The sequence below is a fragment of the Flavobacterium sp. TS_SC_5 genome (genome assembly GCF_056156265.1).
Genome location: NZ_CM149588.1, coordinates 2,823,039 through 2,837,666, shown reverse-complemented (window position 1 = coordinate 2,837,666; position 14,628 = coordinate 2,823,039). Strand labels below are relative to the sequence as shown.

Genomic DNA, 14,628 nt, shown 5'->3' with positions numbered 1-14,628 from the left:
TTTAAATGATGATTGTTTATCTACTTTACAATTAATGGCAATAAAAAATGAGCCATTATTAGTCCACCAATGAAGAATCCAATAACCGCTTTTAAAGAAGGAATTTGCAAATTACTCAATCCTGAAATGGCATGTCCAGAAGTGCAACCACCGCCATAACGAGAACCAAAACCAATCAAAATACCTCCAACAAGCAGTATGAAAATACTTTTTGGAGATTCTAAAATGGAGATTCCAAAAAGTGCATCTGGCACTAATTTTCCGTTTGGAGCTTCAATACCCATTTGTGCTAATTGTGCTATTGTTATAGGATTTATTGCCACATTTGAAGCATCACTCATAAAATGAACGGCAACAAAACCACCTAGCATAGCGCCAAGAACGACTACTAAATTCCAGCGTTGTGCTTTCCAATCAAAATCAAAAAAGGAAACTCGTTTTCCTAAACCCGCTATCGAACAAAGCGATCGCAAATTAGAGGACATACCGAAAGACTTTCCGAAATAAATAAGTGCTAGCATAATCAAGCCGATCAAAAAACCGGAAACATACCAAGACCATGTTTGAAAAATAATATCCATATTGTTTTTTTGTGCAAAGATAAGAAGCATTTTACGAGATTTTGGAAGAAATGGTACTTTCGGTAAAAAAGTGGGAATCTAAATTATTAAGGGAACACGCACTAAGGTCTAAAGTTCTGTTTATATTTGTACATCTAAACTGCATGGTATTGTAATTGCTATTTAAATTTTAATGTCACGTTCTAAAATGAAAAGTATTTAATTTTAAACATATAAGTCATTTAAGCTGAAAAGTTTATTTGTCAAATTAGGGTCAAAAAGTAAATATAAGTTAAAAATATTCTTTTTAAGGTAAAGAGACTTTGCTAAAATGAACTACTAACTTGACTCAATTTTATTCAAATTAAAAAACTTATTTGTCTTATATGTTTAAAAATATGTATTCTACACAATGCTGTTATTTTAAGATTTAAGCGAATTTACCTAATAAATTTATTTTTAAACATGAACAAATCAATCCTTCTTATTGCTTTACTTATTAGTTTAGCTTCTTGCTCGAGTACACAATCTGCTCTGAAAAACACAGATGATAAAGCGCCAAATCTTATTCTTTCTAAAGACAATACTTTTCTGATTACTGAATATAGTAAAGACAAAAAATATGGTTACGATAAAGATTATCCCATCAATATTTTCTTTAATAACACTAAAAATGAAACGATCAATCAAGGTCGGTTTTTGAATGCTTTGGCGGGACCCAATGGAGAAAAAATCACGTTTACCAAACTAGAAAGCTGCTGCCCATTTCCAACAAATAGAAGCGAGTTGGGTGCTGGATTTTTGGATGTTTATGAATTAAAATGGGTTGGTCAGAAAAAACCAGTACTACTCTATTTGAACATCTATGAAAAAGGAATTTTGATGGTTCCTGTGGGACTTGCATTGAAAAAATAATATTTTTCGAATCCCAAAATGTCCTTGCAAACTAATTCCCTAGCCCTGACGCTAGTGAAAATCCTCCCTTTTTTCAGGGAAATTGCAATCTCGTCCTAATGACGAGACATGAAATAGCTCCTAAAAAAAAGTTAATAACCAAAATTATTAAGAAATCGTAAATCGTAAATCGCAAATCATAACTACCTTTGCACCTTTAAAAAATCATACTATGAACCTACAACATATTCCACAAATCAAATATACTGACAGTGGTAATTTCTTCTTACTAGCTGGGCCTTGCGCCATTGAAGGGGAAGAAATGGCGATGCGAATTGCCGAAAAACTAGTTGGTATTACTGATAATTTACAAATCCCTTTCGTTTTTAAGGGTTCGTTCAAGAAAGCAAACCGTTCTAGAATTGACAGTTTTTCAGGAATTGGAGATGAAAAAGCATTGAAAATTTTAAGAAAAGTTTCAGAGACTTTTCACGTTCCAACTATTACGGATATTCATACGAATGAAGATGCTGATATGGCGGCTCAATATGTTGATGTGTTGCAAATCCCTGCTTTTTTAGTGCGTCAAACTGATTTAGTCGTGGCTGCAGCGAATACCGGGAAAGTGGTCAACTTGAAAAAAGGACAATTCATGAGTCCGGAAAGTATGAAACACGCAGTTCAAAAAGTATTGGATTGTCACAATGAAAACGTGATGATTACGGATAGAGGAACAATGTTTGGCTACCAAGACATGATCGTTGATTTCAGAGGTATTCCTACGATGCAACAATACGCTACAACAGTCTTAGACGTTACGCACTCCCTGCAACAACCCAATCAAACAGCTGGCGTAACTGGTGGAAGGCCCGATATGATTGAAACCATTGCCAAAGCTGGTATTGCTGTAGGCGTAGATGGGATCTTTATTGAAACCCATTTTGATCCTGCTAACGCAAAAAGTGATGGCGCAAATATGTTACATTTGGATTATTTTGAATCTTTAATGACTAAGTTAGTCGCTATCAGAAAAACAATTAATACATTTTAAATTTAGGCCCCAAATTCATTGAAACATTTTTTATATTACGCATTTCTTACTATTTTATTTACAAATAACACAATTGCACAGGAAATTACAGAAAATCAAACTAAATATACAATACATAACAAAGGAAAATTTTTTATTTTATGGGGAGGAAACAGAGACAGTTACTCCAAATCAGACATCACTTTTCGAGGTAAAGATTACGACTTTACTTTGGAAAATGTTCCGGCCCATGACAAACCAAAAGGTTGGCATGTTGATTATATTAATCCATCGAGAATGACTATTCCTCAAACTAATTTTAGAATGGGGTATTTTGTAAGCGATCATTATAGTGTTGCTATTGGTGTGGATCACATGAAATATGTCATGGCTCAAAATAAAGCTGTTAAGATCAATGGTTATTATCCAAATCCGGGATCTTATGATGAGCTATTAGCCAATAATCAAGTGCTTTTGACTGAAGAGTTTCTGAAATATGAGCATACCGATGGTTTGAATTATATAAATACTGAGTTTTCAAGGCACGATGATATTTCATCTGTTTTTAAAATTGGAAATACAGATAAAATTCAAGTCAATTTAACTGAGGGAGTTGGTTTTGGTCTCTTATATCCAAAAACGAACACAACCTTGTTGGGAAAAGAACGTCATGATGATTTTCATGTTTCAGGTTTTGGAACTTCTTTAAAAGCAGGATTGAATGTTACTTTTTTCAAACACTTTTATATTCAAGGAGAACTTAAAGGCGGTTACATCAACATGCAAGATATACGAACTACGAAAAGTACTGAGGATAGTGCCTCACAAGATTTTTTCTTTTTTCAGAGAATAATTGCTGTGGGAGGAATTTTCAGGATTTAGGTTATCTAATCAAAATTATAGAAGCTGTCATTTATGATGGCTTTTTTTATGAAGCTAATTTTAGAAAAAGTAAAATCTATAGAATTGAAAGTATTTCTATAAAGATTGGTATCATAATTTATTGAATCTATTTTTCCAACTTTTCTAAAAAAGCAAATCTATTGCTAATGGATTTGAGGTTCATATTTCGCAATCCTTTCAAGATCAAAAAAGAATAGTTTCGCAATCTTTTGGTGATAACTTCACCCGTAATTTGTCTTAGAAAATAAACCTCTAAACAAACAAATTATGAAAACAACTAAAACCCTATTACTTTCAGGTCTAGTAAGTCTAAGCTTATTAGTAAGCTGCAACAATGATGACGACAAAGTCGATTCTAAAACTAATCTAACTTTAAACTTTACTGGTTTAGAAGACTTGGGCCCTAATTATAAATACGAAGGATGGGTCATCTCTAATGGAAAAGTAGTTACCACTGGTACCTTTAGTATCAATTCAAATGGTGTTCCTTCTGCTACATCATTTCCTATTGATGCAGCTGTTTTAAGCAATGCTACAAAGTTCATATTAACTATTGAACCTTTCCCTGATACAGATCCTAATCCTACCAAAACACATTTATTAGCCGGAACATTCGCATCAAACACTGCTGAATTAAGCCTATCAGCTCCTGAAGCTTTAACCAATGATTTCAAAAATGCTACAGGAAAATATGTTCTAGCCACTCCTTCGGATGGTGAAAATAATAATGAAAAAAGCGGTATTTGGTTCATCGGTTCTCTGCCTCCATCTGTAGGCTTAACATTACCTACTCTTCCAGAAGGCTGGAAATATGAAGGTTGGGTAGTCATAAATGGCGTTCCTGTTTCAACCGGTAGTTTTACAAACCCAAGTGGGGTCGATAATTTTTCAGGATTTAGTGGTATGCTAGGAACACCTAACTACCCTGGAGAAGATTTTATTAAAAACGCTCCAACGGGACTTACTTTTCCAACAGATTTATCAGGAAAAACAGCTGTGATAAGTATTGAACCTTTCCCTGACAATAGTCCAAAACCATTTTTATTAAAACCTTTAATCGCCACTATTTCAGCTAATGCAATGGATCATGTAGTATACAACATGACTAATAACGCAATGGCAACCACACCTACTGGAACCGCTAAAAAATAATTATTTTTAACAAAATTTCACAAAAGAACACTTCGGTGATTCTTTTGTGATAAATTAGATTCAACTTTGTTAAGTTAAAAAATAATTCTACTACCCTTAAAAAACGATTTTATAATGAAGAAAATCTTAATGATTGAAGATGATGTTTCAATAGTTGAATTAGTCGCCATTCATTTAAAGGATATTTATTGCGATTTAACAAAGGCGCATAAAGGAACAGATGGTTTAAACTTAGCCTCAAAAAACAAGTACGACATGATCATTCTAGACGTCATGTTACCTGAAATTGATGGTGTTGAAATTTGTCGAAGACTAAGAGCAAACAAAATAAAAACACCCATTTTGATGCTTACCGCTAGAAGCGAAGAAATTGATAAAATAATTGGACTAGAAACAGGTGCCGATGATTATCTCACCAAACCTTTTAGCATAAGAGAATTCATTGCTCGTGTCAAAGCGATGCTAAGAAGAACAGAAATGGAGAATACTGAAAGTGAGCCTGCTGAAGAAATCTTTCAGTATGGCGACATTCAAATTGATCCAACAAAAAGAAAAGCAACCCTGAAAGGGAACAAAATCGAATTAACTCCAAAAGAATTTGATTTATTATATCTTTTTATGTCAAATCCTGGAAAAAGCTTTTCGAGAGAAAAATTGCTAAACTTGGTTTGGGGTATTGATTTCACAGGATACGAACACACCGTCAATTCGCACATCAATCGACTTAGAACAAAAATAGAAACCGACTTGACACAACCCATTTATATATTAACTACTTGGGGCGTGGGCTATCGATTTAATGACGAAATAAAATAATGATGAAAAAAGGGACGTACAACAGTTTATTTTGGAAAATATCATTTGTCTTTTTTTTGCTATTAGCAAGTATTGGACTTATGTATACCTACAGTAGTTATGAGTATTCAAAAAATTATCTTGAAGAAGTTAATCAAAGTCTAAACCATGACACCGCCAAGAATATTGTAGAAAATTCAACCCCTTTTTATGACGGAAAGGTCATAAAACCTGCCTTAGACGAAATGTTTCATCACGTGATGGCTATCAATCCGAACCTCGAAGTCTATTTAGTGGATCCTAAAGGAAAAATTATTGCTTGGTATCCACCAGAAAGAGAAATTGCCTTAAAGCAAATCAATTTAGCACCACTATTACAGTTCATCAAAAGTAAAGAACACCTTTACATCAAAGGTGATGATCCACTAAACCCAAGCTTACAAAAGGTGTTTTCGGCTTCGCCATTAACCATGAACAACATGCTTTACGCCTACATTTACGTGGTGCTCAATGGTGAAAAACAACAAGCTACCTCTGACTCACTTTTTAATAGTTATTTATTAAAAATGAGTACGAGAACCATGGGGATTACCTTGATATTCGCTTTTTTTATTGGCTTAATTATCATAAGAATTATTACCAATAACTACTCCAAAATTCTCACTGTGATGCAACAATTTCGCCAAGGAGATTTAGAGGCACGTGTGGTATGCAAGTCCATGGGAGACGAACAACAATTGGGTGACATGTTCAATGAAATGGCGGATATCCTAACCGAAAACATTGACAAACTCAAGGAAGTCGAAAACTTAAGAAGAGAATTGATTGCTAATGTTTCGCATGACTTAAGAACACCAATCGCCATCATTCGTGGGTATATTGAAACCTTACAAATGAAAGAAGAAATCATCACTGCTGAGGAACGCAAACAGTACATTAATACGGTCAAAGAAAGCTCAGAACGATTGGAGCGGTTAGTAAATGAACTTTTTGAACTTTCAAAACTTGAAGCCAATCAAGTTGTTGCAAAGAAAGAACCTTTTATCATTAGCGAGTTAGTCAGTGACATTAGCAACAAATACAAACTTCTAGCTGAATCTAAAAACATTCAAATTAACACCCATTTATCCAAAGAGTTATCTCCGGTTTTTGCTGATATTTCTCTTATAGAAAGAGTTTTGCAAAATCTTATTGATAATGCTTTAAAATTTACTCCAAATGGAGGCAAAATTGAAATTATAACTCAAAAAACCAAGGAAAACAATATTGAAATATCTGTTTCAGATACCGGAATTGGGATACCCGAAAATGACCGTGAACAAATTTTTGCTAGATATTACAAAGCCAATAATTTTACCGATTTAAAAAACAGCACAGGACTTGGTCTTGCTATCGCAAAAAAAATACTTGACCTTCATCAGTCTACATTAGACCTTGTAAGTACTGAAAACGCTGGTACTACCTTTATTTTCAAACTAAAAACAACTTAAGAAATTTATTAATCAAAAAAAACTATTATGAGAACTACCACTATTTCTTTGACCCCATTTTCAATAAAAATCAGCTCATTGATCACTTTATTGCTTTTATTATGTCTTTCATTTACCTCTTGCTCAGGTGATGATTCTGATTCAAACGACACATCAAACACTCCGCCTGTAAGCAACGGCTCTAAGGCACCTGACTTTACTTTGAATTCTTCTGATGGAAAACAAGTAAAACTAACTGATTATAGTGGTAAAGTGGTACTGCTTTTCTTTTTTGGCAACACCTGTCCTTCATGCAAAGCAGCAGCGCCTTCTATCGAATCCAAACTGGCTACTCCTTATGCTAAAAATTCAAATTATCAAATCATTGGTTTGGATCAATGGGATGGCAATTTAGCATCAGTACAATCATTTAAATCAACTACTGGAGTAAGTTTCCCATTATTATTAACGGCTTCATCAGTTGCGGCAAGTTACAAAACAACCTTTGACCGCTTGGTTGTTATTGACAAAACAGGAAATATTGCATTTTCAGGCACAAAAGGAGCTGCTTCTGATGCTGATGCTGCAAAAGCAGTCGTAGATCAACTTTTAAAATAAAAATATCTTTTAAAAGCCAACCGAAAGAACCCTAAAAAAAGCCTATGAAATCTTTATTTTCAATTCTTTTATTTGTTATATCGATAACAATAAATGCTCAAAAAGTCAATGATTTTAGACTCCCTGATAGTCAAAATAAAAATACCACATTTTCGGAACTTAAAGGAGAAAAACTTACCGTTATTGACTTTTGGGCAACTTGGTGTAAACCGTGTATTAAAGCTATTCCTGAACTTAATAAAGTATATGAAAAGTTCAAAGATCAAGGTGTGTCATTTATAAGCATTAATTGTGACGGTCCAAGAAGCATCGCAAAAGCTGTCCCAATGAGCAATTCATTAAAAATAGCCTACCCTTTGCTATTAGACATCAACTCAGATGTAAAAAACCAACTTAATCTAGCAGCATTCCCAACTTTAATTATTGTAAATGAAGTAGGCAAAATTGTATATGTTCATGAAGGATATGCTGATGGATACAATGAAGAAATAACACAAGCGCTAGAAAAACAACTTAAAGAATTATAACATGACCCAATGTAAAAAGCTTTTACTTTTTGTTTTGCTGTGCTTATCCTATGCCTCTTTTGGTCAATTTTCAGGAACAAATTTAATGGAGTATCAATACGGACAAATCCCGAACGATAATTCGAATTTCTCTTCCATTTATGACCGATTGTTGATGAGTTACAATTACAAAAACTTCAAGGCGGGTACTACTTTAGAGCAATACTATTCACCATTTAACGAACGAAATTACACTAAAATCACTCAGGCCTCTTTGCAATACAATTCCAAATGGATTACTGTAAAAGCAGGTAACTATCAAGAAACACTTGGTCGAGGATTACTACTTCGTTCTTTTGAAATTCCAGGTGCTATTTTGGAAGATGTAAGTTATCGCTCTAGAAATTATTTTCAACGTGACATTTTAGGTTTTAGCACTACGTTAAAACTAAAAAATTCCACAACCAAAATACTATATGGCAAACCTCTAAATAATGTATTCCCGCCCAATCAAGATCAAGATGTAAGAAGATTGGATGAAATAAAAGCCATATATTCTGATTATAATTTCAAGAATCAAACAGTGGGAGTATCGGTTTTAGATGTAAAAAACAATTCTGGAAGTAAAACATACGGAATGACAACTTTATCCGGAAAAATATCCCCAAAAATCACTTACTATTTAGAAGGTGCCAAAGATATTGGGGATGGCAATTTTTCTGATTTTTCGAGTAATTCATCACATAGTTATTACGGAAACGTCAATTTGAATTTTGAAAATCTAGGTGTTACGCTTGAAGGAAAAGATTATAACAATTTCTTAATCGGATCTGGTATAAATGAACCGCCAGCGTTAATAAAAGAGCACACCTACAGAACCTTAAACAGAAGCACTCATGTTGCCCAACCATTGAACGAAAGTGGCTATCAAATAGAAGCTTTTTATACCTTCCCTAACGCAAGTATACTTACTTTAAATCACGCCATAGCTAATAATGATTTTGGCACTAAGGAATTTACTTTTAGAGAGTTTTTTGCTGAATATAGCTTTTCGATTTTAGATAAGCATGACGCCAAATTTTTTGGAGACTATGCCAATGATCCTTTGAAAGAAGAAAGTGATCGTATCTCTTTAGGAGCTTATTTTGATTGGAAAGCGTCTAAAAAAATAGGATTGAAGACCGAATACGAATTTCAAACATTTGATCGTAACGGTATCAGTACTCAAAACCATATTGCAGTAATTGGTTTTTCATTGAAATCAAAATGGATTATCAATCTAGTAACTGAATTTAGCAATGATGCTTTCCTTACTTCAAATTCGTTAAAATCATGGCTTGGAGGTAACTTAAAATATCAATTGAATAATGCCAATAACTTTTTAGTATTTGCAGGGCAACGAAGAGGTGGACCAGCATGTAATGCCGGAATTTGCTACGAAGTTCTTGATTTTAAAGGAATAGAAGTACGATGGAATATTAGGTTTTAGTGTTTGGCTTTAACTAAACTCAGATTTAAAAAGGTGAGTCTCTTTAACAACTTTCAGCCATCATTTTTCACCAAAAATCGAATAGATTTAAAATAAAAAAAATAAATCAAACAGTGCATTAAAATTGCAGCAATACTGAATTATTCAATAAACTAATGCTTTAAAACTATTTAGGCAACTGCAAACTAAGTACAGCAAAGACCCTTAAAAAATATACCAGCGACCTAAAACTTTTGAATTTAAGAATAAGTAACCTAAGAGAGTGTAATTAGGATGTTAATAAAAATAAACACAGCACTATTCAATTATTTGATTTTTTTTCTTTTTTTTAAAATTTTAAATAGTTAAATTTAACAATCGGATTTGCTTGTTTCAAGTTGGGTAATTTTATTAAATATAATTCCTAAAAACTATAAATGACCAAAAATAACACCACTATATCTTCTTTAAATACAGACTATCACTTTGATAATTTTTTTAATATCTCAGCTGATTTTATCTGCATTGCAGGATTTGATGGCTATTTCAAAAGAATTAATCCGGCTGTTTCAAAATTATTAGGCTTTACGGAAGAGGAATTATATTCTCGACCAATCAGCAGTTTTGTTTATACACCTGACCTCCAAATCACCATAGAAACCAGAGAACAAGTTTATAAAAACAAACCCCTTTTAAATTTTGAAAACCGCTATTTAACTAAAAGCGGTGAAATTGTCTGGTTATCATGGACATCAATGCCTGTTGAGTCGGAGAAATTAGTGTATGCAATTGCCAAAAACATCACCCATAAAAAAAGAATTGAAGAAGAGCGCAATTTACTCATTGCTAATCTGACCCAAATCAACAAAGAACTAACGGTTTTGTCTCATAAAACATCGCATGATTTAAAGTCTCCCATAAACAATATGCTTTCTGTTTTCAACCTTATTGATGTTTCAAAAATCAATGATCCGGAAACGTTGGAGTTGGTAGGAATTCTTAAATTAACCAGTGAAAATTTAAAACAAACCTTAAATGATTCTATTGATCAATTAGTAGAAAACGAGAGTATTAACACTCAAATAGAAGAAATAAATTTAAATGAATCACTTCATGAAGTGCTTACTTCCATAAATTCTTTAGTCCGCGATTCAAAAGCAGTTATTAATATTGACTTTTCTGCATTTGAGAATGTTACTTTTAACAAAGCATATATCAAAAGTATTTTTTTGAATTTACTCACAAATTCCATTAAATATGCAAAACCACATCAAGTACCACTCATTACCATCGAATCCAGAAAAGTCAATGGAGTCAACCAATTAGTTTTTTCGGATGAAGGACTCGGTTTTGATATGGATAAGGTAAAAGATAAGATTTTTGGATTGTACCAAAAATTCCACAGTAACATTGACAGCAACGGTATTGGTCTCTATTTAGTTTACAATCACATCACTAGTTTAGGCGGAAGAATCGCCGTGGAGAGTAAAATAAATGAAGGTGCTACATTCACAATTTCTTTTAAATATTGAAAAAATAGAATGTAACACCTTCACTAATTAGGGTGTTTTTATTTTACTATACCGTTCTGATCCATTAGATAAAGTAAGGAAGCCATTGCTGCAGCTCCTAGCTCCAACTCTCTTTTATTAACAGCATCAAAAGTGTCATTTGCAGCATGATGATAATCAAAATAACGCTGTGAATCCGGTTGCAATCCGACCTTTACAATGTGATTAGATTGCAAAGGACCAATATCAACTCCTGAATGTCCTTTTACAAATTTGTGTATTAAATAAGGTTCGAATAATGTTGCCCAACTACTGATTTTGTTGAAATTAGCTTCATCAGCTTCAATTGAAAAACCTCTTGGGGAAAACCCGCCCGAATCACTTTCTAAAGCAAAAACATGGTTTTCATTCTTTTTATTGGACTGTGTTTCATATTCTTTTCCACCTCGAACACCGTTTTCCTCGTTCATAAACAAAACAACGCGCAACGTGTTTTTAGGTTTGTAACCAATATTTTTGAAGATATTCAACACTTCCATACTTTGTACACATCCTGCGCCATCGTCATGAGAACCATCTCCAAGATCCCAAGAATCAAGATGCCCGCCAACGACCATTATTCTTTCAGGATGCTCAGAACCGGTCATTTCGCCAACGACATTATAGGATAAAACATCAGCAAATGTTTCACATGATTGTTTCAAGTAAAAAGTTGCATTGGGATTGGCTTTCAAACTTTTACTCAAAAGTTCGGCACCGTTGGTACTAATAGCAGTAGCAGGAACGCGCTGCTCCTTGGTAATATCACCATAATTAGTTGCACCTGTATGCGGGAAATCATCTAATCTTAAGTTCATTGAACGAACAATCACTGCCAAAGCACCTAATTTTCCTGCCTCTCTGGCACCTGATGATCTCTGGTCCACGCAACCACTGTAAGCCTTAAATGTTTCTACAAACTCAGGATTCATGGGTCTGTTAAAAAAAACTATTTTCCCTTTTACTTTTGCCTCACCAAGTACGGCTAATTCTTCTAAACTTTTTACTTCTATTACATTAGCATTCAATCCAGCTTTTGGTGTTGCTACAGAACCTCCTAAGGCACAAATCGGGAAAGCAATCTTTTGTTTTCCCAGTTGTAAATACCCGATTTCCTTTTCGCCCCGAACCCATTTTGGCACCATTACTTCCTGAAGGTACACTTTATGTAAACCAAGTGTTTCTAACTGTGCTTTGGCATACAAAACGGCTTTTTCTGCTCCTGTGGAACCTGATAATCGAGAACCAATACTATTGGACAAATGGTCCAGCCAAGGATAACATTTGGCATTGGTCAGGGATGATTTGTAAATATCTTTTAACGCTTGTTCGTCTTTAGTTTGCGCGAATAAAGTGATTCCACCAAACAAAAGTGCTGCTAAAACAATTGATTTTTTCATAATAAATTTAGGCTTTCTGGGTATTCATATTTATAATTTTGGTTTTGGTTTGCTGTTGCAATTTCGTAATTCCAAACGAATAATTTATGCTAGATTCAAAAAAAAATCCTGCAAGTTTAAAGCTCTTGCAGGACATCTTTATTATTTTATCGGTTCAAAACTGATTGCCGTTCCTCCACCTGGAGCCAAATTCAGCTTAATTTTTGATTTGCTCGTGACGGTAATTGTCTTTATCTGATACGCAATTGGATTATTTTTCCAATCGGCATTTTTAGCATCTTCATAAATGATCGCTTTGTATTTTTTCCCTTTGGTTAAGAAGTCTAACTTTATTTCTGATGATCTGCCATTCTCATCGGTAATAGCACCTAAAAACCAAGTTTCTTTTCCTTTTGTTTTTCGGGCAACTGTAACATAATCACCTGGTTCCGCTTCTAAATATTCACTTTCATCCCAATCCATTTCAACATCTTTGATAAACTGAAAAGCATCTGGATATTTCTCATAATTTTCTAATAAATCAGCCGCCATTTGCAGCGGAGAATACATCGTAACATACAAAGCCAGTTGTTTGGCAAGAGTAGTGTGAACCTGCTCTGTTTTACTTTTATCATAATAACTCATTTTGACTTCAAAAATTCCCGGTGTATAATCCATCGGGCCACCCAATTGTCTGGTAAATGGTAAAATTGTCTCGTGCGCTGGCGGATTACCCACACTCCAAGCATTGAATTCGTTACCACGAGCTGCTTCGGCAGCGATGTAGTTCGGATACGTTCTTCCAAAACCGGTTGGTCTTGACGATTCATGAGAGTTAATCATGATCTTGTAATCCGCAGCACGTTTTACCACAAAATTGAAATGATTCACCATAGATTGTCCGTCATGAAACTCGCCACGCGGAATAATTTTACCCACATAACCCGATTTTACTGCTGGATATTCGTATTTTTTCATCAAATTAAAAGCACGATCCAAGTGTCTTTCATAATTACTGACAGAACCCGATGTTTCATGATGCATGATCATTTTCACGTTTTTTTCTTTGGCGTAAGCCGAAATAGCGGCAATATCGAAATCCGGATACGGCGTTGTAAAGTCAAAAACTTCCTCTTTCCAGTTTCCGTTCCAATCTTCCCAACCAACATTCCAACCTTCTACCAATACACCATCAAAACCGTTTTTTGCTGCAAAATCAATGTATCGTTTGGTATTTTCGGTCGTAGCACCATGTTTCCCAGACGCTTTTGGAGCATCTGCAAAATTAGTGGCATTTTGAGAACCGGCATAATCCCAAGTGGATTTCCCTACATGCATTTCCCACCAAATTCCAACATATTTCATAGGTTTGATCCAAGAAGTATCGTCTAATTTCGATGGTTCATTTAGGTTCAAAATCATCTTAGAACTTACAATATCCCGAGCATCATCACTAATCATAATCGTTCTCCAAGGCGACACACATGGCGTTTGCAAATAGGCTTTATCACCAATAGCATTCGGAACTAATTCGGCTTTTAATTTATAATTTGTCACATCAGCATTCAAATGCATAACTGGATAATTAACTACTGCTGCTTCAAAAATATTGAGATACAAACCTGATGGTGCTTTCATCATCAAAGGCGTTTGAACCATATATTTCCCTGGAATCGATTTCACTCCAATTCCGTTGTTCATATTGATTTTGGAATTATCAATTTCAGAAAATTTCGTTTCGTTGTATTCGTATTCATTGCTGTCGAAATCTCCTGGAATCCAGAATACTTTATTGTTTCCGGTTAAATTGAATTGGGTAACCTCATCAGAAATGATAAAATAATTCAATTCCGCTTGTTTTGGAAAATCATATCTGAAAGCAACTCCTTCATCAAAAACTCTAAAGATGATATTCATTTTCACCTTAGTTTCCATGTTGATAAGCGAAACATTAAGTTCACTATATTGATTAAGAATACTAGCTTGCTCCCCTAAAACTGGTTTCCAAGATTCGTTGAAGTTAGAAGTTTTTGAAGTCAGTATTTCAAAATTTGCATCTAAAGCTGGTTTTTCCTTTAATTTAATACCTAAAGCGCTTTCTAAAACAACCGCTTTGTTTTTGTAATTTACGGAATAAAAAGGTTGACCATTTGTTCCTAATTTGAAATTTAAGGCAATTTTACCCGATGGCGATTGAACGCTTTGGGCATTGCCTAAATTGAAAAGAAAGAGTAGAATAAGTGAAAATAAATATTTCATTTTTGGATGATTTTTTTGAATTGATAAAAGTAAATAAAATAGCTG

Annotated in this window: 13 protein-coding genes; 10 read left to right on the top strand and 3 right to left on the bottom strand. The window is 34.1% G+C overall.

All coding sequences use genetic code 11. The annotated features are described in order from the left end of the window. Nucleotides 1-20: 20 nt before the first annotated feature. Nucleotides 21-581, bottom strand: a complete 561-nt coding sequence (locus AC0J6S_RS12170; RefSeq protein ID WP_474956360.1) for a YeeE/YedE family protein — start codon at nucleotides 579-581, stop codon at nucleotides 21-23. Between the two features lie 444 nt (nucleotides 582-1,025). On the opposite strand from AC0J6S_RS12170, the gene AC0J6S_RS12165 reads away from it, so the two are divergent. The 10 genes from AC0J6S_RS12165 to AC0J6S_RS12120 all read left to right on the top strand — a co-directional run bounded on the left by AC0J6S_RS12165 (nucleotide 1,026) and on the right by AC0J6S_RS12120 (nucleotide 10,927). Continuing rightward, the gene (locus AC0J6S_RS12165) at nucleotides 1,026-1,475 is read left to right on the top strand and encodes a 2-dehydro-3-deoxyphosphooctonate aldolase (RefSeq protein WP_474954057.1); all 450 of its coding nucleotides are present in this window, start codon (nucleotides 1,026-1,028) and stop codon (nucleotides 1,473-1,475) included. Nucleotides 1,476-1,686: 211 nt separating this feature from the next. Next, nucleotides 1,687-2,505: a 3-deoxy-8-phosphooctulonate synthase gene (gene kdsA, locus AC0J6S_RS12160; RefSeq protein WP_474954056.1), complete on the top strand. Its 819-nt coding sequence runs from the start codon at nucleotides 1,687-1,689 to the stop codon at nucleotides 2,503-2,505. Between the two features lie 18 nt (nucleotides 2,506-2,523). Beyond that, entirely contained in the window at nucleotides 2,524-3,366 is an 843-nt protein-coding gene (locus AC0J6S_RS12155; RefSeq protein WP_474954055.1) for a hypothetical protein, read from the top strand. 288 nt (nucleotides 3,367-3,654) lie between these two features. Continuing rightward, nucleotides 3,655-4,539, top strand: coding sequence for a hypothetical protein (locus AC0J6S_RS12150; RefSeq protein WP_474954054.1), 885 nt, complete (start codon nucleotides 3,655-3,657; stop codon nucleotides 4,537-4,539). 114 nt (nucleotides 4,540-4,653) lie between these two features. Next, entirely contained in the window at nucleotides 4,654-5,355 is a 702-nt protein-coding gene (locus AC0J6S_RS12145) for a response regulator transcription factor (protein WP_474954053.1), read from the top strand. Beyond that, on the top strand, nucleotides 5,355-6,824 hold the full coding sequence (locus AC0J6S_RS12140; RefSeq protein WP_474954052.1) for a sensor histidine kinase: 1,470 nt from the start codon (nucleotides 5,355-5,357) through the stop codon (nucleotides 6,822-6,824). Before AC0J6S_RS12145 ends, AC0J6S_RS12140 begins: the two co-directional genes overlap by 1 nt. A 27-nt stretch (nucleotides 6,825-6,851) precedes the next feature. Then, nucleotides 6,852-7,421 (top strand): peroxiredoxin family protein, encoded by a 570-nt coding sequence (locus tag AC0J6S_RS12135; RefSeq protein WP_474954051.1) that lies wholly within the window; start codon nucleotides 6,852-6,854, stop codon nucleotides 7,419-7,421. A 44-nt stretch (nucleotides 7,422-7,465) separates the two neighbouring features. Further along, the gene (locus AC0J6S_RS12130; RefSeq protein WP_474954050.1) at nucleotides 7,466-7,948 is read left to right on the top strand and encodes a TlpA family protein disulfide reductase; all 483 of its coding nucleotides are present in this window, start codon (nucleotides 7,466-7,468) and stop codon (nucleotides 7,946-7,948) included. A gap of 1 nt (nucleotide 7,949) precedes the next feature. Continuing rightward, a complete protein-coding gene (locus AC0J6S_RS12125) occupies nucleotides 7,950-9,416 on the top strand; it encodes a DUF6029 family protein (protein WP_474954049.1) in 1,467 nt (488 codons plus the stop codon). 416 nt (nucleotides 9,417-9,832) lie between these two features. Next, entirely contained in the window at nucleotides 9,833-10,927 is a 1,095-nt protein-coding gene (locus AC0J6S_RS12120; protein WP_474954048.1) for a PAS domain-containing sensor histidine kinase, read from the top strand. Nucleotides 10,928-10,965: 38 nt separating this feature from the next. Here AC0J6S_RS12120 and AC0J6S_RS12115 read toward each other — a convergent pair whose 3' ends face one another. Beyond that, the gene (locus AC0J6S_RS12115; RefSeq protein ID WP_474954047.1) at nucleotides 10,966-12,345 is read right to left on the bottom strand and encodes a M28 family peptidase; all 1,380 of its coding nucleotides are present in this window, start codon (nucleotides 12,343-12,345) and stop codon (nucleotides 10,966-10,968) included. 141 nt (nucleotides 12,346-12,486) lie between these two features. Then, nucleotides 12,487-14,583, bottom strand: coding sequence for a glycoside hydrolase family 97 protein (locus AC0J6S_RS12110; protein ID WP_474954046.1), 2,097 nt, complete (start codon nucleotides 14,581-14,583; stop codon nucleotides 12,487-12,489). Nucleotides 14,584-14,628: the final 45 nt, after the last annotated feature.